The 20,870-nt window shown below is 34.4% G+C and carries 23 protein-coding genes; all 23 read right to left on the bottom strand.

All coding sequences use genetic code 11. The annotated features are described in order from the left end of the window. Positions 1-32: 32 nt before the first annotated feature. The 23 genes from deoC to RT412_RS03900 all read right to left on the bottom strand — a co-directional run bounded on the left by deoC (position 33) and on the right by RT412_RS03900 (position 20,860). Entirely contained in the window at positions 33-689 is a 657-nt protein-coding gene (gene deoC, locus RT412_RS04010; protein ID WP_313346333.1) for a deoxyribose-phosphate aldolase, read from the bottom strand. Between the two features lie 155 nt (positions 690-844). Further along, on the bottom strand, positions 845-1,477 hold the full coding sequence (locus RT412_RS04005) for a ribonuclease HII (protein ID WP_313346331.1): 633 nt from the start codon (positions 1,475-1,477) through the stop codon (positions 845-847). A 31-nt stretch (positions 1,478-1,508) separates the two neighbouring features. Beyond that, positions 1,509-2,372: a ribosome biogenesis GTPase YlqF gene (ylqF, locus tag RT412_RS04000; RefSeq protein ID WP_313346329.1), complete on the bottom strand. Its 864-nt coding sequence runs from the start codon at positions 2,370-2,372 to the stop codon at positions 1,509-1,511. Between the two features lie 133 nt (positions 2,373-2,505). Then, positions 2,506-2,853, bottom strand: coding sequence for a 50S ribosomal protein L19 (rplS, locus tag RT412_RS03995; RefSeq protein ID WP_313346327.1), 348 nt, complete (start codon positions 2,851-2,853; stop codon positions 2,506-2,508). A gap of 98 nt (positions 2,854-2,951) precedes the next feature. Continuing rightward, on the bottom strand, positions 2,952-3,668 hold the full coding sequence (gene trmD, locus RT412_RS03990) for a tRNA (guanosine(37)-N1)-methyltransferase TrmD (protein ID WP_313346325.1): 717 nt from the start codon (positions 3,666-3,668) through the stop codon (positions 2,952-2,954). Then, positions 3,665-4,165: a ribosome maturation factor RimM gene (rimM, locus tag RT412_RS03985; protein WP_313346323.1), complete on the bottom strand. Its 501-nt coding sequence runs from the start codon at positions 4,163-4,165 to the stop codon at positions 3,665-3,667. Before rimM ends, trmD begins: the two co-directional genes overlap by 4 nt. A gap of 24 nt (positions 4,166-4,189) precedes the next feature. Next, entirely contained in the window at positions 4,190-4,420 is a 231-nt protein-coding gene (locus tag RT412_RS03980) for a KH domain-containing protein (protein ID WP_019227125.1), read from the bottom strand. Between the two features lie 11 nt (positions 4,421-4,431). Continuing rightward, positions 4,432-4,695: a 30S ribosomal protein S16 gene (gene rpsP / locus RT412_RS03975; RefSeq protein WP_313346320.1), complete on the bottom strand. Its 264-nt coding sequence runs from the start codon at positions 4,693-4,695 to the stop codon at positions 4,432-4,434. Positions 4,696-4,761: 66 nt separating this feature from the next. Continuing rightward, complete coding sequence (gene ffh, locus RT412_RS03970) at positions 4,762-6,120, bottom strand: signal recognition particle protein (protein WP_313346318.1); 1,359 nt, start codon at positions 6,118-6,120, stop codon at positions 4,762-4,764. A 5-nt stretch (positions 6,121-6,125) separates the two neighbouring features. Further along, the gene (gene ylxM, locus RT412_RS03965) at positions 6,126-6,473 is read right to left on the bottom strand and encodes a YlxM family DNA-binding protein (RefSeq protein ID WP_313346316.1); all 348 of its coding nucleotides are present in this window, start codon (positions 6,471-6,473) and stop codon (positions 6,126-6,128) included. A 150-nt stretch (positions 6,474-6,623) separates the two neighbouring features. After that, entirely contained in the window at positions 6,624-7,778 is a 1,155-nt protein-coding gene (gene ftsY / locus RT412_RS03960; RefSeq protein ID WP_313346314.1) for a signal recognition particle-docking protein FtsY, read from the bottom strand. Positions 7,779-7,895: 117 nt separating this feature from the next. Next, positions 7,896-11,459, bottom strand: coding sequence for a chromosome segregation protein SMC (gene smc, locus RT412_RS03955; protein WP_313371142.1), 3,564 nt, complete (start codon positions 11,457-11,459; stop codon positions 7,896-7,898). Positions 11,460-11,467: 8 nt separating this feature from the next. After that, the gene (locus RT412_RS03950) at positions 11,468-12,544 is read right to left on the bottom strand and encodes a radical SAM protein (protein ID WP_313346310.1); all 1,077 of its coding nucleotides are present in this window, start codon (positions 12,542-12,544) and stop codon (positions 11,468-11,470) included. Continuing rightward, positions 12,537-13,265, bottom strand: coding sequence for a ribonuclease III (rnc, locus tag RT412_RS03945; protein WP_313346308.1), 729 nt, complete (start codon positions 13,263-13,265; stop codon positions 12,537-12,539). Before rnc ends, RT412_RS03950 begins: the two co-directional genes overlap by 8 nt. A 218-nt stretch (positions 13,266-13,483) precedes the next feature. After that, positions 13,484-13,711, bottom strand: a complete 228-nt coding sequence (gene acpP, locus RT412_RS03940) for an acyl carrier protein (RefSeq protein ID WP_312812036.1) — start codon at positions 13,709-13,711, stop codon at positions 13,484-13,486. Between the two features lie 5 nt (positions 13,712-13,716). Next, a complete protein-coding gene (gene plsX, locus RT412_RS03935) occupies positions 13,717-14,715 on the bottom strand; it encodes a phosphate acyltransferase PlsX (RefSeq protein WP_313346305.1) in 999 nt (332 codons plus the stop codon). Between the two features lie 156 nt (positions 14,716-14,871). Continuing rightward, positions 14,872-15,051 carry a 50S ribosomal protein L32 gene (gene rpmF / locus RT412_RS03930; RefSeq protein ID WP_179239273.1) on the bottom strand — a complete coding sequence of 60 codons (180 nt, stop codon included), beginning with the start codon at positions 15,049-15,051 and terminating at the stop codon, positions 14,872-14,874. A gap of 12 nt (positions 15,052-15,063) precedes the next feature. After that, positions 15,064-15,567, bottom strand: coding sequence for a DUF177 domain-containing protein (locus RT412_RS03925; protein WP_313346303.1), 504 nt, complete (start codon positions 15,565-15,567; stop codon positions 15,064-15,066). A 284-nt stretch (positions 15,568-15,851) separates the two neighbouring features. Continuing rightward, positions 15,852-16,913 carry an ABC transporter permease gene (locus RT412_RS03920; RefSeq protein WP_313346301.1) on the bottom strand — a complete coding sequence of 354 codons (1,062 nt, stop codon included), beginning with the start codon at positions 16,911-16,913 and terminating at the stop codon, positions 15,852-15,854. Between the two features lie 14 nt (positions 16,914-16,927). After that, the gene (locus tag RT412_RS03915) at positions 16,928-18,232 is read right to left on the bottom strand and encodes a hypothetical protein (protein ID WP_313346299.1); all 1,305 of its coding nucleotides are present in this window, start codon (positions 18,230-18,232) and stop codon (positions 16,928-16,930) included. 5 nt (positions 18,233-18,237) lie between these two features. Continuing rightward, positions 18,238-19,062: a carbohydrate ABC transporter permease gene (locus RT412_RS03910; RefSeq protein WP_312812027.1), complete on the bottom strand. Its 825-nt coding sequence runs from the start codon at positions 19,060-19,062 to the stop codon at positions 18,238-18,240. An 8-nt stretch (positions 19,063-19,070) separates the two neighbouring features. Then, complete coding sequence (locus RT412_RS03905) at positions 19,071-19,847, bottom strand: hypothetical protein (protein WP_313346296.1); 777 nt, start codon at positions 19,845-19,847, stop codon at positions 19,071-19,073. Beyond that, positions 19,844-20,860: an ATP-binding cassette domain-containing protein gene (locus tag RT412_RS03900; protein WP_313346294.1), complete on the bottom strand. Its 1,017-nt coding sequence runs from the start codon at positions 20,858-20,860 to the stop codon at positions 19,844-19,846. The genes RT412_RS03905 and RT412_RS03900 overlap by 4 nt, the downstream gene beginning before the upstream one ends. Between the last annotated feature and the right edge of the window lie 10 nt (positions 20,861-20,870).

Raw genomic sequence — 20,870 nt, 5'->3', positions numbered from 1 at the left:
ATTTACCTTACTAACTTAAAATTTTTTATAAATTAACGCTGAGCGTCATTTATCAATTTAATTGCAGAACTTGTACCAATCCTTGAACACCCAACCTTAATAAACGTTTCCATGTCCTCAAGTGTTTTTATACCCCCGGATGCCTTAATTCTAACACCCTCACCCAAATATTTTTTAAATAATTTTATGTCCTCTAAATCGGCTCCGCCTGTACCGAATCCTGTTGATGTCTTTATATAGTCCGCACCTGCATTGGTAACCGCCTTACACATAGCGATTTTTTCTTCCTCTGTGAGATAACAGGTTTCGATTATTACTTTTAATATTTTGTTTCCTGTAACCTTTTTAATGGCGGATATTTCTTCTTCTGCCTTTTTATATTCCTTATTTTTCACATCAGCAATGTTTATAACCATATCAATTTCATTTGCACCGTCTTTAATCGCCTGCTCACATTCTGCTATTTTTGCCTCAGTTACTGAATATCCCAACGGAAAACCTATTACAGTGCAAATATTTATTTTGCCACTATAAGCTTCATTAATTTTCTTTATATAACAAGGCGGTACACAAACAGAAGCAGTTTTATACTCTATTGCTTCATCACACAGCAGTTTTATGTCCCCCCATGTTGCAAACGCTTTCAATAGCGTATGGTCTACATATTTTAAAATTTCCCTCGCATCCATATTTCTCCCTACCAATATTTATATAATTTGTTCATATTTATTAGCTTAGCACAAAAATATACATTCGTCAAACGAAACATTTCAAAGTAAGCAGATGACCCAAATCTCTGATTTGGTGTCAGTCGCTTATGCTGTGAGTGCAAAAAGAACAAATGTTATATGAAACTCATTTGTTCTTGTATGTTCAGTATTTTTTTTAAGAATGTTTTTCTATGTATTTCAACGGGACCGTATTCCAAGAGCGCTTGTACATGGTCTTTTGTTCCGTATCCTTTGTTTTTGGCAAATCTGTATTGGGGAAATATTTTGTCCATTTCATCCATTTGCCTGTCTCTTGTTACCTTAGCAATTATTGAAGCTGCCGCTATTCCGTGGCATGTTGCATCCCCATGGATTATGTTTAGCTGAGGAATCTTTATATCTAACTTCTCGGCATCTGTCAGGACAAAGTCCGGAATTATTTTATTACCGTCTCTGTCTTTCAGATTTTCTATTGCCTGTTTCATAGCAAGCTTCGTTGCATTTTTTATATTTACTTCATCCACCCTTCTGCAATCCATTTCTCCTATGCCGATTGCAACGGCAGATTCTTTTATCAGCTCAAACAGTATGTCCCTTTTTTTAGCAGTTAATTTTTTAGAATCGTTAACTCCTTCTATAATTACACCCTGAGGCATTACTATTGCACATGTTACCACGCTTCCCGCAAGGCATCCTCTTCCTACTTCATCTATACAGGCGATATATTTATAACTCTTGTCCCAAAGTTCGGTTTCAATTTTAAGCATATTTTACTCCTTAAAAGATGAGATCCCTTGGCTACACACCAGAATGATAATCTTCCGGTTTCTCCAATGTTATATTTCCTAATTTTCCGTTTCTGAAGTCATTAAATAATAAGTTTGCAACTCTTAAATAATCTATTTCTGTCTTATTTAATAAAAATCCCTTTTTATAGGCAATATTATCTAAAATATCTAACGGCTTTTCACCTTGCTCTATATCGTACTTTTCCAATATTGCATCAACCTTGTTTAATTCTATCATTTTTTCGACAAATTTTAAAGAGATTTCTTCAAGAATAATTACTTCGTCCTTTATTGCTCCCGTAAACGCAAGATTTAAAGCCAATTTATCGTCATCAAATTTTGGCCATAAAATCCCCGGAGTATCCAGCAAATCAATGTTGCCGGTTAATCGTATCCATTGTTTGCCCTTTGTTACACCCGGCATATTTCCCGTCTTGGCGCTTTTTCTTTTCGCGAGCGAATTAATGAGAGTGGATTTACCTACATTAGGAATTCCGACTATCATCGCCTTAATAGTTCTGTTCAGCAGTCCTCTTTTTTTGTATCTTTCAACTATTTCCTTTGAAGCCTCTGCTATTGCATTGTCTAATTTTCTAAGCTCTTTGTTGTTTGTTGAATTGTACAGCACTACTGCCCAGCCCTTACTTTTATAATATGCCTCCCATGCTTTATTTAAGTTTGGATCTGCTAAATCATATTTATTGAGAACTATCAGTCGTTTTTTATCTCTGAACAGATTATCAAAATCGGGATTTTTGCTCGATATGGGAATTCTCGCATCTATAACCTCTATGACAATGTTAACAAGCTTAAGATTTTCCTGAAGCAAGTCCTTTGTTTTTTTCATATGTCCCGGATACCAATTTATATTCATAATATACCTCTTTAAATGTATGGGGACACACCTTTAAGGATAGCTATCCTATGAGGTCAGACCTTAAAGGAATGTCCCCAATGTGTCCCCTTTCCTTATACAAAAATTGAGGGACGCCCGCCCTCAATTGATATTAATAGTTCTTTAATTCCTTAACCTTTGTTGCTTTACCGGTTCTTTCTCTCAGGTAGAACAATTTAGCACGTCTTACTTTACCTCTTCTTACTACATCGATTTTTTCGATTTTTGGTGAATGAACAGGGAATGTTCTTTCTACACCTACGCCGTAAGAAATTTTTCTAACTGTAAAAGTTTCTCTATTGCTTTCACCTTGCTTTTTGATTACGATACCTTCGAACACCTGAATTCTTTCTCTGTTACCTTCTTTAATTCTAACGTGTACTTTTATAGTATCTCCAACATTAAAAGGTGTTAATTCACTCTTAAGCTGTTCATTTTCATATGATTTTATTAAGTTCATTTGTATACCTCCCTTCAATTAAGCGTTCTTGTCTTTCAGCAGAGGACCGCCGTATACTCCTATGCATTATAGCACACGGATATTGTGACATACAACAATTATTTATAAATTTGCGATAATTTATTGTATTTTTCAATTATACTTTTGTCCTTTATCAAATCAGGACGTCTCTTTAAAGTAATTTCTATCGCTTTAAACAGCCGCCATTCTTCTATTTTTTTATGATGTCCCGAAAGTAAAATTTCAGGTACATCCATTCCTTGGTAGCTTTCCGGTCTCGTATATTGAGGATATTCAAGCAGACCGTCGCTGTGTGATTCTTCTATGGCAGATTCTTCCGAACCAAGTACTCCCGGCAGCAGACGACCTACTGCATCAACAATTGTAAGAACAGGCAGTTCTCCGCTTGTTAAAACAAAATCTCCCACAGATATTTCTTCATCAACGTATCTTTCGATTATTCTTTGGTCTATGCCTTCATAATGTCCTGCAATAAGAATCAGATGATCCTTTTGGGAAAGCTCCTTAGCCTTATTTTGATTAAATAAGCTGCCTTTAGGTGATAAATAAATAATATATGAATTATGTTTTTTAATAGCATCTAAAAGCTTAAACATGGGCTCCGGTTTTAAAAGCATACCCGGACCGCCTCCGTATGGATAATCATCAACTTTTTTATGTTTATCTTCGGAATAATCTCTTAAATTAAAAGCTTCAAATTCAAATAAACCATTTTCAACGGCTCTGCCGATTATTCCATTCCTTGTATAAATGTCAATCAGCTCCGGAAATAATGTTACAACATCAAATTTCATTCCAGTAATCCCTCAATAACATTTATTACCATCTTCTTATTTTCAACATCAACTTTTTTGACAACTTCCTTAACTGCAGGTATCAAAAACGATTTATTTTTATTGGTTATTTCATAAACATCATTGGCACCGGTCTGATAGATTTCTTTAATTTTGCCTAAGTATTCCCCATCCTCAGAGTAAACTTCCATTTCTTCTAAATCAAATATATAGTATGAATCCTCGGGAAGCTCTCTGAGCTGGTCCTCTAATATGGAAATATATGAATCTCTGAAAGTTTCAGCAGTGCTCATATCGTTAATATTTTCAAGCAAGATATAAACCATGTTGTTACGATACCACACATCCTTAAGCTTGCGCTTAGTGTTGTCCTTTTCCGTGTAGACGTATTTCAGCTCTTCAAATCTCTCCATATCATCGGTTAATGGCACACATTTCAGGTAACCCTTGACACCATGAGTATTTACAATCTTTCCGACTTTTATATAATCATTCATGTTTCCCTCAGTTAAGTCAAGAAATTATTGAATTATTTCAACAATAACTCTCTTATTTTCTTTGGTAGCCGCAGCTTTAACGACAGTTCTTATGGCTTTAGCTATTCTGCCTTGTTTACCGATTACTTTACCCATATCATCCGGAGCAACTTTCAATTCTATTATCAGTGATTGACTGCCTTCAACTTCATTAACAGTTACTAAATCCGGGTTATCTACCAGTGATTTTGCTATATACTCTACTAATTCACCCATATTATCACCTCTTATTTATTTTCATCTCTTTTTTCATAAATACCGTTAGCTTTGAATAATACGTTTACTGTATCTGTAGCTTTTGCACCGTTGTTAAGCCATTTTATAGCACTTTCATCATCAATTTTTACAACTTTCGGTTCTACAACCGGATTGTAATATCCTATTTCTTCAATAAAACGTCCATCTCTTGGTGAACGAGAATCTGCTACAACTATTCTGTAGAAAGGTTTCTTTTTTGAACCCATTCTTTTTAATCTTATTTTTACTGACATATTGTCACCTCCTTAAGTTAATGTGTGTGTTTATATGAAAAAGGAAAATCCTTATTCCAACAATCGTTAGAAGGGTAGTTTACCCATACCGCCCATGCCTTTGAGCCCTTTCTTTTTGCCCATCATCTTCTCCATGGAGGAGAATTTTTTCATCATTTTCTTCATTTCATCATATTGCTTTAGCAGCTGATTTACTCTTTGAACGGAGGTTCCGCTTCCAGCGGCAATTCTTTTTCTCCTGCTTCCGTTTATGATGGACGGATTTATTCTTTCTTTTTTGGTCATTGATTTAATTATTGCTTCTGTAAATACTAATTCTTTTTCATCAACCTGAAGACCCTTTAATTTTTTGTTACCGCCTAAGCCGGGTATCATTCCTAATATTTCTTCTAAAGGACCCATATTTTTTATCTGCTGAAGCTGAGATAAGAAATCATTAAGGTCAAAGCTCTGCGTCTTTAATTTTTTCTGAAGCTCCAACGCCTGCTTTTCGTCTATTGCGCTCTGAGCTTTTTCAATAATTGACAGCACGTCACCCATGCCAAGAATTCTTGATGCCATTCTGTCGGGATGGAATGTCTCAAGCTGATCCATCTTTTCACCCACAGACAGAAATTTAATCGGCTTATCCACCACATTTCTTATGGAAAGTGCGGCTCCTCCTCTTGCATCACCGTCAACCTTTGTCAATATAACTCCCGTGATGTCAAGATACTGATTGAAGGTTTCTGCAACCTTTACCGCATCCTGTCCTGTCATTGCATCCAATAACAGCAGTATTTCATCCGGCTTAACTGTTTGTTTGATTTCAACAAGCTCTTCCATCAGAGAATCATCTATGTGAAGACGTCCTGCAGTATCTATTATCACTATGTCATGACCATGCTTCATTGCATGCTTCATTGCTTCCTTAGCTATCGTTACGGGATTTGTTTTATCTCCCATTTCAAACACAGGCACATCGACACTTGCTCCGACTACCTGAAGCTGCTTTATAGCTGCCGGTCTGTATATGTCGCAAGCAACAAGCAATGGTCTTTTGCCGTCTTTTTTAAGCTTTCTTGCTAATTTTCCGGTTGCTGTCGTCTTACCGGCACCCTGAAGACCGCACATCATAAAGTATGTTATGTCATTTGAATTAATTTTAAGCTTACTTTCACCCTGACCCATTATTTTAACAAGCTCTTCGTGAACTATTTTAACTACCTGCTGTCCCGGGGTTAAGCTTTCCATTACTTCTGAACCAAGAGATCTTTCCTTGACATTGTTAATAAAGGTTTTAACAACCCTGAAGTTAACATCAGCTTCTAAAAGTGACATTTTAACTTCTTTCATGGCTAAGTCAATGTCTTTTTCTGTTAATTTACCCTTGCCTTTTAATTTCTGTAATGCATTTTGAAGTTTATCAGATAAATTTTCAAACATTTTTGCTACCCTTCGTTTATTATTTTTCCTGCTTCATTTCTGATTCGTTCTACAATGTCTTTATATTTTTCATCATCTATTTCGGCAGTAAGCTTAATAATGTTCTCTGCTGCTTCCTGATATTTTTCATATTTATAGAAAAGTTTAATTTTCTCTTCATATTCCATTAAGCTTTTTTCTGCCCTTTTTAACGCATCATGGACACCCTGCCTGCTGATGTTCATATCCTCTGCTATCTCCGACAGGCTGTAATCCTGATTGTAGTACAGGTCAATTATATTTGCTTGATTATCCTTAAGCAATTCCTTATAATAATCGTACAGAATGCTATATATAAATTTTTTCTCTGACATATAGACACCTACTGTAAAGTATTTAACTTGACAGTGAATTTTACCGCATTATACGAAGTTTGTCAATAGTTTTTTTAAAATAAATAGCAAAACTATAGAGAGGTTTACCTCTCTATTAATTGTACAATTATCCATATGTTATGTTCAGTCTTACTCAAATATCGCATTTACGAAATCTGTTGCGTTGAAGTCTTGTAAATCGTCTATTTTTTCTCCTACACCGATATATTTTATAGGAATTTTAAGCTCGTTTACTATGGGGAACGCAATGCCTCCTTTGGCAGTACCGTCTAATTTGGTGAGTATCAGTCCGTTGATGCTGCAGGTCTCGGAGAACAGCTTCGCCTGAATGAGACCGTTTTGGCCCGTTGTGGCATCGATAACCAAGTATACATCCAATTTTGCCTCACTGAATTCCTTATCGATTATTTTGAATATTTTGCTTAATTCATTCATTAAGTTCTTCTTGTTGTGTAATCTTCCTGCGGTATCACAAATTAAGACGTCGGTTTTTCTTGCTTTTGCAGCATTCACCGCATCGAATATTACTGAGCCAGGATCAGAGCCCTGTTCTGAAGCGATTATATCCACACCGGCTCTTTTGCACCATTCTTTTAGCTGTTCAACGGCCGCTGCTCTGAATGTATCTGCTGCAGCAACTATAACGCTTTCGCCTGATTGCTTTATTCTGTAAGCAATTTTACCTATAGAAGTAGTCTTTCCTACTCCGTTCACTCCGACTATCAAAACAACTCTTTGCTTATTTTCCGTATCATTCTTTTCATCATTTTCTTCAAGCATATTAATCAGATATTCCTTGATAACATCTTTGATTTCAGAAGTATCCGTCAGATTTCTTTTTCTTGTTTCAGATTTTATATAATCGATTATATCCATGGTTGTTTCAACACCCATGTCGGAGGTAATCAAAATTTCTTCCAACTCTTCAAGAAAGTCATCATCGATTTTTCTGTGTCTGAATACAATGCTTTCAATTTGTTCTGTCAGATTCTTCTTTGTTTTAGATAGTCCTTCCTTAAGCTTTTCAAAAAAGCTTAATCCCTTTTTCTCGCTTTTGTCGTTGATTTCATCTTCTTCTGATTTCTCGGGTTCTTCTGTATCTTCAACTATTTCGTAATCTTCATCTTCGATTGCTTCGATTGTCTCTTCTATTTCTTCTTCCGCTGATTCTTCCGGTTCTTCTATAACCTCTGATTCATCATCGGTCTCTTCCAATTCTATTTCTTCTTTTTTTATTTCATCTTCCTGATCTTTATCTTTTTTTCTTTTAAAAAAATTAAACATTTTACCTCCCATTAATTTGAAATTCCCCGAGTTGTCATCCTGAGCGATAGCGAAGGATCTCGCACTTCAAAAGATGAGATTCTTCACCTTCGGTTCAGAATGACAGTGTCAGATGATTTAAACTGCGTTGGACAGCTTCATGGATACGAGCTTTGTTACACCCTTTTCTTCCATTGTAGCTCCGTAAAGTGTGTCGGCGTATTCCATGGTGCCCTTTCTGTGGGTTATTACAATAAACTGTGTTTCTCTGGATATTTCTCTTAAATAGTGAGAAAACCTGTTGATGTTTGAGTCATCCAAAGCCGCCTCAATTTCATCCAGAACACAAAAAGATGTCGGCTTTGTTTTAAGTATCGAAAACAGTAAGGCAATAGCCGTCAGAGCCTTTTCTCCGCCTGACAAAAGTGAAATTTTACTCAGCTTCTTTCCCGGTGGCTGAACTGCAATTTCAATGTTAGAGTTTAGAGCATCCGTTTCATCTTCTAAATAAACGTCACCGCTTCCGCCGTTAAACAGTTTTTTAAATACATCATTGAATTTAAGTCTTATATTTGCAAATTCTTCGACGAATTTATCATTCATCTGGATTTCCAGTTCTTTAATTACTTCCTTCAGCTTATCCTTTGCATCTATTAAATCTTTTTGCTGCTTTTTCAGAAAATCATATCTTTGCTTTACTTCTTCGTATTCCTCGATTGAATCTATATTTACGTTTCCAAGCTCCTTGATTGCCTTCTTGCAGGAATTTACTTCACTGTACAGTCTGCTTTGGCTTATGCTGTCATCCTTATATTGTATAGCCATTGCATAGTTTATTTCATATTCTTCCCAAAGCTTTGCGGAAATTTCTTCAACCTTCGAATTTTCTCTTTCAATTCTTACGTTCATTTTATTTTCGTCGTCAAGAATTTCTGTAATCTGCTTGTTTGCATCATTGATTTTGTTTTGGTACTCGTAAATTTCATTTTGAACAACATTAAGATTCTCTTTTTCTGAAATTAAATTATCATTGGTTAATTTAATTTCTTCTGTTAAAGTATCCGATTTTATTTTGTTCTCTTCTATTGTCTTTTCTGCATTTATTATTTCAATATCAATATTCTTCAAGCTTTCTTCTTTAACCGAAACTTGCTCGTTATTTCTTAATATCTCAGCTTCAGCATTGTTTATTTTTTCTTCCTTAAGCTTTATGTCCTGATTAATTTGAGCAACCAAATCTCTCTGACTTAATATAATTGAATTATATTCTTCATATTTGCTTTTATTTGCATCACTTTGAGTTATTGTTAATTCAATGCTCTTTTCCTTTTCTTCTGTTAGCTTCATAATTCTTTCTATTTCAGAAAGAATATTTGCAAGTTCCTCTTGATGTCTAATTTTTTCGTCATTTATGAACTGCATTTCTTCCGTATATTTTTTTACTGCAGATGAGGTTTTATCCGCTTGTTCCTTTAACATATTTATCTTTGAAATATTCTTTTCATACTGATTGCTGTTTTCATTGATTTCATTTTTTAAAGTATCAATAGCTTCATGATTAGATTTTATTTCATTTGTTAAAATATTAAGCTTGTTATTTTTATCCTTTAAGGCGGTTTCCGCTTTTATTATCAATTCCTTACATTCTTCAATTTCTCTTTTTCTTCCAAGCAGGTTCTGATTACTTACTATATGTCCGCCTGTTACAGAGCCCCCCGCATTAATTACATCACCTTGCAATGTTACTATCTTTAAGGAATTACCAAGTTTTTTAGAAATTTTAAAGCCGTTATTTAAATTGTCTACAATTATTATTCTGCCCAATAAATGCTTTATTACAGTTTGAAATTGATTTTTAGTCTCAACAAGCATGTCCCCTGTGTTGATAACGCACTTTTCCTTCAAAACTTCTTGTTCTGCCTTATTCAGGCTTCTTTCCTGAAGCATATTTATCGGCAAAAATGTAACTCTGCCGATTTTGTTTTTCTTTAAATATTCTATTATGTTTTCTGCTTCAACATCTGTGTTGACAATAATGTTTTGTATTGAAGAACCTAATGCAACTTCAATAGCTGTCTCATATTTTTTATCAGTCTTGATAATATCCGCAACGGTGCCTATTATTGAATTTTTTAAAACCGGCTCCCTATCCTTATTGTTCATTACTGTCTTGATGCTTTTATAATAGCCGTCATAGTAAGCTTCCATATTAGACAGAATGTTAAGCTTTGATTTAGAGCTGTTTAATTCGTTACTTACATCTCTTATCTGTTCATTTAATTTTTCTTTTTCGTTTTCACTTAGCGATAATTTATTAACGCTATTATTCAACTCTTGTTTTTTAACTGATAATAATGACGTAATTGTATTTTGTTCTTCTTCGATTGAGTTAATAATTGACAGCTTATTATTTCTGTCTTCATTTTCTAAAGCAATTTCAGACAATAAATTTTCTATTCTGTCAGCATCGTTTGATATAAAGGATTCTACCGTGCTTTTCTGACTGTTCAGCTTGTTAATTTCCTTATGAAGCTCAAACAGTTCATTTCTCTGCTCTTCTATTTTTTTTGCAATATTGTCAATTTCATTTTTATATACCTTTATTTCTTCGTTCATTGAATTGAACTTTTCCGTATCAAGGTTTAATCCCTCTATGAGCTGATTTTTTTCTTCGATGAGTAATTTAATGTTATTTTCCAACTCTTCGTTTCTGTTTAACAGTTCCGAAACTTCATTTTTAACATTGTCAATATTCTTAATATACAAAAGCTTCTTTTCTTTGTATACCTGCATCATGCTTTGATAGTTTTCATAATCCTTGTTTTTCTGATCCCTGATTTCTTCAAGCTCTTTTATTTTCAGCTGTATTTCCGTAATTTTTTCTTTTTGAGAAGCAATAGATTCCGAAAAGTAATCTCTTTTCTTTTGGAGTTTAATTTTTTGTTCGGTTGCAATATTTCGTTGATTATTTAATAATTTAAGCTGTTCGGTATGTTTTTCGTATTCATGTGCAAGGTAATTCAGCTCATATTGCTTCAAATTTTCTTTTATTTCAATAAATCTTTTAGCTTTTATGCTTTGTTCCGAGAGAGGTATAATTCGTTCTTCTAATTCGTTTATTATATCATCCACTCTGTCTAAATTATCACTGGTTTTCTCAAGCTTTCTTTCGGCTTCTTCCTTTCTTGTTTTGTATTTAACTATGCCCGAAGCCTCTTCAAAAACCTGTCTTCTTGTTTCAGAATTCGGACTTAAAATATCCTCTACACGACCTTGTCCTATAAAAGAATAGCCTTCTCTGCCTATACCTGTATCCATGAACAATTCCTTTATGTCCTTCAATCTGCATTGCTGTTTGTTTATATAATATTCACTTTCGCCTGTTTTATATAATTTTCTTTTAATGCTGACTTCTTTGTATTCCAATGGAATTTGTCCCGATTCGTTATCAAATACCAGGTTTACTTCAGCATATCCGAGGGGCATTCTTTTTTCTGTTCCTGCAAAAATAACATCATCCATTTTACCCCCTCTGAGAGATTTTGCGCTCTGTTCTCCTAAAACCCATTTGATTGCATCAGAAATATTGCTTTTGCCGCTTCCGTTAGGACCTACAATAGCAGTAATTCCATTTTCAACTATTACTTCTGTTTTTTCTGCAAAGGATTTAAATCCGTTTATATATAATTTCTTAAGATACATAGTTCCCCCTAATGCAAACTGAGATAATTTTCGTAAATATCATTAACTAAAAAACTTCCTGCTTTTATATTATCGGCAAAAATTTCAATTGATTGACTGTTTGTATCATTAATAAAGGTTATTTTATTAATAAAAAATTTATCCTTCAGTATTTTTATATTTGCTTTATTTTGACCGGATATATAGCTAATAACCTTATCGTCAGCAGCAAATGTTATATGTTTATTGTATAAATTCTGTTCCTTTAAAATATTAATTATAGAATGCAAATATATTTTTTCTTCCACCAGCTGTCTGAATGCAGCATGAAAGGGACCTGCTACTATATCATTATCTTCATTTATATTTTCTGTGTTTTGCAGACCTATCCGGATGACGTTTATATTGTTGACCGAATAATGACTGTAAATAAGCGCAGAAATACCTACTGCTTCATTCAATGTCAAAGGTTTATACTCTCCCTTTTCATACATTTGAACTAAATCAGTATCCTTTATAATCAAAGTAGGATAAATCCTCACAATATCCGGTTTCATTTTTATTGAATCCATGCATGTTTTTAAATCCTTTTCTCTGTCGCTTCCCGGAAGACCGGGCATAATCTGATGTCCTAATACTAATCCGTGCTCTTTAATCAATTTGCTTGCATTTTCGGATTGTATACAATTATGTCCTCTGTTGGATAGGCTTAGGACCTCATCATCAAGTGATTGTATCCCTAATTCTATGATATCCATACCATATCTGTTTTGAAGATGAAGTATCTTTTCATCTATCGCATCAGGTCTGGTTGAACATCTGAGCCGTTGTATGATGCCCCTGTCCTTGTACTGCTTACCTACGCTTAACAGCTCCTCCTGCAATTGTAAATCTATTGCCGTAAATGAACCGCCAAAGAAAGCAAGCTCCGTATAGACATCATCATCTATTGTTTTTTTGTAATCTTCGATTATATTTCTTACGTATTCCCCGTCTATAATTGTATTATCTTTCCCTGTTATCCTTTTCTGGTTGCAGAAAACACAATCATTCGGGCAACCCACATGAGGAACAAAGACAGGAATAATTTTCATTTTTTTATTCATTAATCTGACCTTCTGCAATCAATGCATTTTTTGCCGCTTCCTGCTCAGCTAATTTTTTGCTTTTACCTGAGCCGGTTCCCGCAACAACCTTGTTGACGATAACATTGACGTGAAATACCTTTTCGTGGTCAGGTCCTTCTTCCTTTGTTACTACATAACGAATTTTGCAAGCATGACCTTTACTTTGATAATATTCCTGTAAATATGATTTAAAATCTGTAATAATTTTACCCTTGACAGCATGGTGGATATATTTAGTCAAATTATCCAATACAAAGCTCTCTGCCTTTCTGTATCCGCCGTCAATATAAATGGCAGCGATGATAGCTTCAACAGCATCAGCCAATATGGATTTTCGCTCTCTTCCGCCCGAGCTTTCTTCGCCTTTGCCTAACAACATATACTTACCGATATTTAATTCACCGGCAACCATACTTAAGGTGTCTTCACAAACTACCTGAGATCTTAATTTTGTTAAATCTCCTTCCGGATAGTCGGGAAATTTATCAAAGATATATCTGCTCACGCTTATGCTTAAAACAGCGTCTCCCAAGAATTCCAATCTTTCATTATTAACCTTGTTGTATGATTTGTCTTCATTTGAATAAGAGCTGTGTGTAAGCGACTTTTCCAATGTTTCTATATTATTGAATTTATATTTTATGATGGTTTCGAACTCTTTTAGTTCTTTTATATCTATAATCAACTTTATCCTCCGCATTCATCGAATTAAGCTGTCCTCGCCTTTATAGGCGGCGTGCACCACTTAATTTAGTTATAACTATTTAGTACATCAATGAAAATCTTCATAAATATAATAAATAATTATAAACATTTCCTCCTGCAACGCACCATCTGAACGGCAACGACGCAGGCGGGCGTTTTCAGCAACCTAAGGACGCATTGCTGCGTCCTTTTCATGTATATATCTAATTAATATTATTGGTTAATTTCTTCTAAGTAGTTTACTATATCCCCCACTGTCTTGATTTGTTCAATACTTTCATCATCGATTTCAATATTAAATTCATCTTCCAAAGCCATTACTAATTCAAATAATGTTATTGAATCTGCATCCAAATCATCTGCAAAAGAAGTTTCCATTGTAATGTCAGCTTCCTCAATGCCAACCTTTTCAGCTACAATTTCCCTAATTCTTTCAAACATATCAATCACCTCCTCATAATGCTTTCTTGAATTAATCCATTTACATTGTTCTCATAGCATATTTTAGCTTGACGAACAGCATTTTTAAAGGCTTTTTCATCAGAACTGCCATGAGCTTTTACTACAATTTCTTTCACCCCAAGTATTGGAGCTCCACCATGTTCAGAATAATCAAATTTGCTTTTAAAATCCTTAAGTGCCGGTTTAATTAAAGCTGCGCCAGCCTTTGATCTTGTAGTAGATAACAGTGCTGATTTTAATCCCTTCATCAACTCCAATACAGCACCTTCAAGAGTTTTTAGTATCATATTTCCAACGAAGCCGTCGCAAATTATTATATCCGCTTTCCCTTGAAGTATTTCCCTCGCCTCTATATTTCCTATAAAATTAAGAGGAAGTGATGTATTTTCCAATAGTCCGTATGTATCAACAGTCAGCTTATCACCCTTTGTTTTTTCTGAACCGATGTTAGCAAGTGCAATTTTGGGAGAAGTAATATTTAACACCTGCTTTAAGTAAATATCTCCCATGATAGCAAAATCATATAAAAATTCAGGCTTAGAATCTACATTTGCTCCCGAATCAATTAACAGAGTGAATCCACCGTACATATTCGGTATCAAAGTTCCTATGGCAGGTCTTTCTATACCGTTTATACGTCCCACAATCAACGTAGCTCCGCCTAACAGAGCACCGGTGCTTCCTGCAGATACTATTGCATCGGCCTTTCTTTCTTTCACCGTATTAAGTGCCTTTACCAATGATGAATCTTTTTTTCTTCTTAAAGCCATTACCGGTTTATCATCATTCGTGATAACTTCTTCAGCATTAATAATTTCTATATTGTTAAAATCAGATGTATTTTTTTCTACTATATTTTTAATTACATTTTCTTTTCCATATAATAAAATATCCACATTGTATTCATCTCTTGCAAGTATACTTCCCTTAACAATAAGCTCGGGAGCATTATCGCCGCCCATAGCATCTATAGCAATTTTCATTATTACACCTCTTTATATAATTTCTGATAAAGCACGGAAGCTTTAATATGTACAGGTTTTCACATAAAATTAGTATATCGTAGAAATATTATATTTGCAATAAAAAAATAGTGCGCTGCACTACTTTTTATAGCTAAACTATTAAAATAATTCCTATTATTCTACGCTTATAACTTCTTTACCGTCATAATATCCGCAAGCCGCACAAACTCTATGAGGAAGCTTAGTTTCGTGACATTGTGGACACTCGATGATATTTGGAATTGTTAATCTTGATTTAGCTGATCTTCTTCTATCTCTTCTTGCTTTGGAAGTTTTTCTCTTAGGTACTGCCATTTTAACACCTCCTTAATCCTTTAACAGGTCTCTTAATTTATCAAATCGCGGATCTGTTAAATTATCTTCACATTTACACTTATCATTATTTAAATTAACTCCGCAATTGGGGCATATGCCCTTGCAGTCTTTACTGCACAATGACTTCATAGGCATTGACAAATAAATTATTTGCTTAATGGTTTCCTGTAAATCAACACATCCGTCTGTAATTTTTAATTGAATTTCATCAGATTCATTATCTTCATCTAATTGTTTAACTATAAGAGCTTCAAATTTCGTTTCAATCTTATTGTCAAATTCATCTAAACATCTCGCACATTTATCCTTAACAGTGTACTTAACGGTGCCGTTCAATATAATACTTTCATCCACCTTATAAATATCCCCTGCAAATGCAATGTTTTTACCAAGATGTGTCTTTGATAAAAAATCCTCATCATCTATTACAAAATTCTCACTGACTTTGTAAGAAAGACGGTCTGATGATAAAAATTCTTTCAGTTTAATTAACATACTACCACCCTTTTTATTCGCAGAGTTAATTATATGAGAAAAAAAATCTTTTGTCAAGCTATATTGAATGAATTTATTGACCATTTTTTAAGTTTGTTACTACTGACAGACCGCGATTTGTCATTCTGAGCGATAGCGAAGGATCTCAGCACCGAAAAAAATGAGATTCCGGGCTAAAGCCCTCTGAATGACAGTAACATACGATACGTTCATTTATAGCAATGACATTAAGCGTTCAGAATTACACGAACCGGTTGATTAGAAATTTCAGAAGTAAACAGTAACTAAGTTTTCTTTACTGATACGGCGCTGCTGCTCGGTCTGCGAAGTTTTTTAATTATAATAATTGTTAAGGATAGTATTAAGGCTATAAAAAGCATAAATACAACCTTAAATACAATCAAACTCATTTCTGTAATACCGTTGTACAGATAATACGAAATTAAATCAAAAAAAGATTTTATCATATCATAAATGCTTTTAGGGGAAACCGGATTAAATCTATACGGCATTCGAAGGTTAAGGTACTTTATAAGCAGGACTATGCTGCAAGTTATTGATATAATAAGTGCAGCGGAATATAAAACCATACCTCTGATTACGCTGTAATTTTCACGCTTATTGACATATTCCCTTATATCAATATTATATTTACTATCCTCATATCCTGAAAAAATACTGCTTAACAGCTTCTTTAATTTACTTATCAGCTTATAAATAACATATATGAAAAGTGATATGAAGCATAAAATTATTAACTTAATCAGAAGCTTGGATAAATTATCATAATAAATGTGTGAATCAGGTGCTATATTTTTTGATTTAAGTATCGACAACAATGTGTTTTCTTCTATCTCAACACCATCCTTGTCCTTAAGCACGGCATATACTCTTTGCCTTTTTATATTTTGATTTTCCGATATATTAACATCATTATAATATATATCATCGCTATCATTTATAATAGCGGTTATACTGTATTCTTTATTATTAAATTCATGCTTTTTGCCGATAGGATTATACGCATAGTTTTTTGCGGCAAATCTGTCACCCATGAGAACTTCTCTTTCACTTAATTCAATATCTGTTTTTTCTTTTATTCTTCCTGCTAAAAGCATATTTATATTGCCCGTATACACTTTAGAGTTCTCTTTATTATACAAATCATATATTATCAAGTAATCATATACCTGCCCTTGTTCCAATGCTTCTTTAATTTTCTCAGGCTGAACAGCTTCACTTAAGCAAAACTCTGCCATGCCTCCGTAAAAATTTGATTCGACATATATATACATAAAAAATGTTATTAAAGCAACCATAAGAAGTGCACATACCGTATTTTTCATTTGCAGCTCCCTGTCTAATTAATTATTCTGACTCTCATTTCATTTTCTAAAACAGATGAAGCATAATTGGCGATTAAGGTGTTTCTGTCTATTCTTGGAGTATTGGGCTGACTCGGTTCAACAGCTACCGTATTATCTCCCACAGCAAGTATTTTGTATTCTCCCTGCTTTAAATAATTTATCTGTCCTAAAATGGAGTCTTCCGATACTATCGTATAAATATAGCAATAATTTCCCGACTTCATTTCCCCTATAGGTACAACAGCAGTTTTTTGAACAACACATTCATAGTTTTCCTCTGCCTGAACCATAAATCTTACACTGTCTGATATATACACTTTTTCTCTCAGCTCATCTCTTAAGGAAAAGATAAGCTCATTATGATCAGGAAAAGACCGAACCGATTGAACACTTACCGAGTCCTTCTTTCTTTCGTCGTTTTTCCAGAAATACAAGCTGTGCTTTTTGTTAAAGATATCATCGTAAATATCAATATCCAAGTAGGCCTCCATGAATAAATCAGCATTAGTATTACATATCGAATATCGAATTACTGTTTCCCCCTCTTCAGCAACCTTTTTATCAATTATATAATCTATGTACACCTTATCAGAAAGGAAATAAACTCCGTCGCTGTCCACGGTTATTTTATTTTCATTACCTTCATTTATTTTTCCTTGTAATTTATCCTGCAATATTTTTATTTCACCATCAATACGATTTAAATTCATTGCATATATTTCTGCTTCACTTTCTCGGGAGCTTATTTCATTGTCATAAGACTTCCGCAATTCCTCCACAGTATCACTTTTTCTGTCAAGCTCTTCCTTTGTAACGATTCCGTTTTCATACAAATAGCTTGTATTTTCATAATCTTCTTTTGCCTTGTCATATGCTTCCAATGCCTTTTGGACAGAGGTTTCCTTACTGTTCATCTGATTTTTTAAGTTGAGCTTTTCTATTTCATATATTTTTATTTGATTTTGCAATTCAGCGGCTTCTGTGTCAGTATTGAACACCTGCCTGCTCATATCCAATGTTATTATTTTTGACCCGGGCTCAACTATCTGAGAATTCTTTACATTTATTTCTTCTATATACAATTTCCTGTCAGCTTTTACTTCGATAGTTTCCCTTGAAGCAACCCTGCCCGTAAAATAGTCCTTCTTAATTAACGTACTGTTTTCCAATGGCTTAGTAACAGTAACCTGAGGCATAACATAGTTTCTGATTGTAAAAAACACAAAGCCTGTAACAATAACGATGCTCAGAAAAGCAAAAAATATTTTTAAAAGTTTATCAAAAAATTTGGATATCATATGTACTACCTTCTTTCGTCACTGATTTTTAACACCATTACTTTAAGCTTGTCTCTGATTTTCATAAACACATATATAACAGGGAACATAAACAAAACGCTGCCTGCATAAAAAATTCCCCTGTAGCTCGCATAAAGAGTATTTAAATAAATAGACACAGGCATTTTTGACATAGCACTTAAAAATATGAGAGGCTGCTCAATTAAATTCCAATTCTCAATAAAAATCAGAAGGCACAACGCAGCTATGGCATTTTTGGAGTATGGCAATACCACATGAATCAAAATCTCAAAATTTGATGCCCCGTCTATTTTTGCAATTTCATAGTAGCTTTGCGGCATTGATTCAAAAAACTGCTTGAGAAAAAATACTCCAAGCGTACTGAATATCCCCGGCAAAATAACCGCAAAATGAGTGTTAAATATACTTAATCCCAGATATCTCTCTGCAGAATTATACAGAAGCACGTTTGGTATCAATGTTATCTGCAATGGAAGAAGCATAAAAAAAGTATAAATCAAAAACAATATTTCCGAAAACCGGCTTTTTTTCACTGCCAGATAATATGCAGCACTTATGCTTACTGTTACCTGACCTAAAAGCACTCCTGCGGTCATCATTGCCGAATTTATATAAAGCTTGAAATATTCATTTTTTTCAACACTTATTTCATAATATTGCTGAATGTTAAAAATCTCCGGTACTATTTCCATATCATCATTTTTCAATTGATACTCATCCATAAAGGAATGAGATATGGTATACAGTATGGGAAACATAAATATTACTATTATAAATACAGAAAGAAACTTAACCGAAAAATTTTTCATGACTGCTCCTACAAGGACATTTTTCTTTTATGTTTTTGACCTGATCTCAATATAAAAAACAATAGTACAAATATGAATGCAAGCAGTATATCAGCTCCAACCATAAGTGTATCCAAACTCAGCTCTTTAAGCTTTAAATGAAGGAAATTCTGTATCATAAACATTCTGTAATCAGGATATTCTCCGAATATAGCATACGTCATCCTGAAAATCTTCAGAGAATTATACGTACTCACTATAACGGCAAGCACAAGTGCTTCGCTGTGTAAAGGCAGCATTATGGAAAAAATGGTCCTGAATGTTCCGGAACCGTCCAGATATGCAGCTTCTTCGATGCTTTTGTCCCTGTTTTTCAATGATATAAGAAAAATAATATACGTATATCCGATGCAGCTCCATAAAAATATAAACCCCACTATGAACAGTCCGTTTACATTTTCAAGAAAAGAGCTCGCAGCAATTTCTCTGAAAAAGCCGGATACAGAAGATGCCGGTACCGTAATAGGCAATATAACCGCCGCCTGAACCCAAAAGCTCAGCCTGAGGTATTCTGTGGCAAAGGCTGTAACAAATCCTATAATAACAGCCAAAGGAATGAATACAGACATAAATACAGCCGTATTTTTGATTGATATAATAAATCCCAGATTTGAAAAAATATCTGTGAAGGAGTTGTTTGATGAAAAGAAAACATATTTTTGGGCTATGATAAAAGGAACCAAGTACAAGGATGCAACCCCCAAAACACTGGGAAGTATATATTTCATCATACCGTATTTTTTCATAATATAATTTTTTCTCCTTTTTCCCTGTCAAAATAATGTATATCTCTTTTCAGGCAATAAAGCTTGTAGCCGCTGCCCTTGACTGTCTGAATATCCTCAGGCACCTTAGAAACAAGCTTTAATCCTCTGTAATCAAAATATATCAGCTTCTCCGATCCTATTAATTCCACAGCCTCTACATAGCATTCATCAAAGCTCAGTGAATCATCCTCTGCTTCACCTGCTGATGAAATTTTTAATTTTTCAGGTCTTACACCCATGGTTACGGTTTTATCACGGTCCTCTATAAAGTTCATCTGCGGTGAACCTATAAAGCCCGCAGTAAAAATATTTACAGGATTTTTATATATATTTTCGGGAGTATCCATTTGCTGTATTATTCCGTCCTTCATGACCGCTATTCTTTCTCCCATAGTCATGGCCTCAGTCTGGTCATGAGTAACATATACGAAGGTCGTACCAAGTCGTTTGTGCAAATTTATAAGCTCTATTCTCATTTGGGTTCTGAGCTTTGCATCAATATTTGACAGCGGTTCGTCAAACAAAAAGACATCGGGCTCACGGATTATGGCTCTGCCCAGGGCCGCTCTTTGCTTCTGTCCTCCCGACAGAGTAGAAGGTTTTTTGTATAGTATATCTTCTATTTCCAATATCCCGGCAATATTTGAAATTTTATCCTTGATTTCTCTTTTATCCATTTTTCTCAGCTTAAGCGAAAATGCCATATTTTCATAGACGTTCATATGAGGATACAGGGCATAGTTCTGAAATACCATGGATATATTCCTGTCCTTAGGCAGCACATCATTAACCCTCCTGTCTCCGATTATTACATCACCTGACGTGGCTTCTTCGAGACCCGCAATTATTCTGAGTATTGTTGTTTTTCCGCATCCTGAGGGACCAACCAGTACAAGAAATTCCTTGTCCTTTATTTTAAGGCTGAAATCCTCCAATGCTTTAAATCCGTTAGGATAAATCTTAGTTACATCATTTAAAATTATCTCTGCCATTTTTCTCCCT

Origin of the sequence: Sedimentibacter sp. (genome assembly GCF_032080165.1) — a bacterium.
GTDB lineage: Bacteria > Bacillota > Clostridia > Tissierellales > Sedimentibacteraceae > Sedimentibacter.
The sequence above is the reverse complement of the archived record's forward strand: the minus strand, read 5'-3'. Positions and strand labels throughout refer to the sequence as shown.

Excerpts from the sequence above, each read along its gene's own strand:
- deoC (WP_313346333.1), bottom strand. The coding sequence starts at position 689 with ATGGATGCGAGGGAAATTTTAAAATATGTAGACCATACGCTATTGAAA.
- RT412_RS04005 (WP_313346331.1), bottom strand. The coding sequence starts at position 1,477 with ATGCTTAAAATTGAAACCGAACTTTGGGACAAGAGTTATAAATATATC.
- ylqF (WP_313346329.1), bottom strand. The coding sequence starts at position 2,372 with ATGAATATAAATTGGTATCCGGGACATATGAAAAAAACAAAGGACTTG.
- rplS (WP_313346327.1), bottom strand. The coding sequence starts at position 2,853 with ATGAACTTAATAAAATCATATGAAAATGAACAGCTTAAGAGTGAATTA.
- trmD (WP_313346325.1), bottom strand. The coding sequence starts at position 3,668 with ATGAAATTTGATGTTGTAACATTATTTCCGGAGCTGATTGACATTTAT.
- rimM (WP_313346323.1), bottom strand. The coding sequence starts at position 4,165 with ATGAATGATTATATAAAAGTCGGAAAGATTGTAAATACTCATGGTGTC.
- RT412_RS03980 (WP_019227125.1), bottom strand. The coding sequence starts at position 4,420 with ATGGGTGAATTAGTAGAGTATATAGCAAAATCACTGGTAGATAACCCG.
- rpsP (WP_313346320.1), bottom strand. The coding sequence starts at position 4,695 with ATGTCAGTAAAAATAAGATTAAAAAGAATGGGTTCAAAAAAGAAACCT.
- ffh (WP_313346318.1), bottom strand. The coding sequence starts at position 6,120 with ATGTTTGAAAATTTATCTGATAAACTTCAAAATGCATTACAGAAATTA.
- ylxM (WP_313346316.1), bottom strand. The coding sequence starts at position 6,473 with ATGTCAGAGAAAAAATTTATATATAGCATTCTGTACGATTATTATAAG.
- ftsY (WP_313346314.1), bottom strand. The coding sequence starts at position 7,778 with ATGTTTAATTTTTTTAAAAGAAAAAAAGATAAAGATCAGGAAGATGAA.
- smc (WP_313371142.1), bottom strand. The coding sequence starts at position 11,459 with ATGTATCTTAAGAAATTATATATAAACGGATTTAAATCCTTTGCAGAA.
- RT412_RS03950 (WP_313346310.1), bottom strand. The coding sequence starts at position 12,544 with ATGAATAAAAAAATGAAAATTATTCCTGTCTTTGTTCCTCATGTGGGT.
- rnc (WP_313346308.1), bottom strand. The coding sequence starts at position 13,265 with ATGCGGAGGATAAAGTTGATTATAGATATAAAAGAACTAAAAGAGTTC.
- acpP (WP_312812036.1), bottom strand. The coding sequence starts at position 13,711 with ATGTTTGAAAGAATTAGGGAAATTGTAGCTGAAAAGGTTGGCATTGAG.
- plsX (WP_313346305.1), bottom strand. The coding sequence starts at position 14,715 with ATGAAAATTGCTATAGATGCTATGGGCGGCGATAATGCTCCCGAGCTT.
- rpmF (WP_179239273.1), bottom strand. The coding sequence starts at position 15,051 with ATGGCAGTACCTAAGAGAAAAACTTCCAAAGCAAGAAGAGATAGAAGA.
- RT412_RS03925 (WP_313346303.1), bottom strand. The coding sequence starts at position 15,567 with ATGTTAATTAAACTGAAAGAATTTTTATCATCAGACCGTCTTTCTTAC.
- RT412_RS03920 (WP_313346301.1), bottom strand. The coding sequence starts at position 16,913 with ATGAAAAATACGGTATGTGCACTTCTTATGGTTGCTTTAATAACATTT.
- RT412_RS03915 (WP_313346299.1), bottom strand. The coding sequence starts at position 18,232 with ATGATATCCAAATTTTTTGATAAACTTTTAAAAATATTTTTTGCTTTT.
- RT412_RS03910 (WP_312812027.1), bottom strand. The coding sequence starts at position 19,062 with ATGAAAAATTTTTCGGTTAAGTTTCTTTCTGTATTTATAATAGTAATA.
- RT412_RS03905 (WP_313346296.1), bottom strand. The coding sequence starts at position 19,847 with ATGAAAAAATACGGTATGATGAAATATATACTTCCCAGTGTTTTGGGG.
- RT412_RS03900 (WP_313346294.1), bottom strand. The coding sequence starts at position 20,860 with ATGGCAGAGATAATTTTAAATGATGTAACTAAGATTTATCCTAACGGA.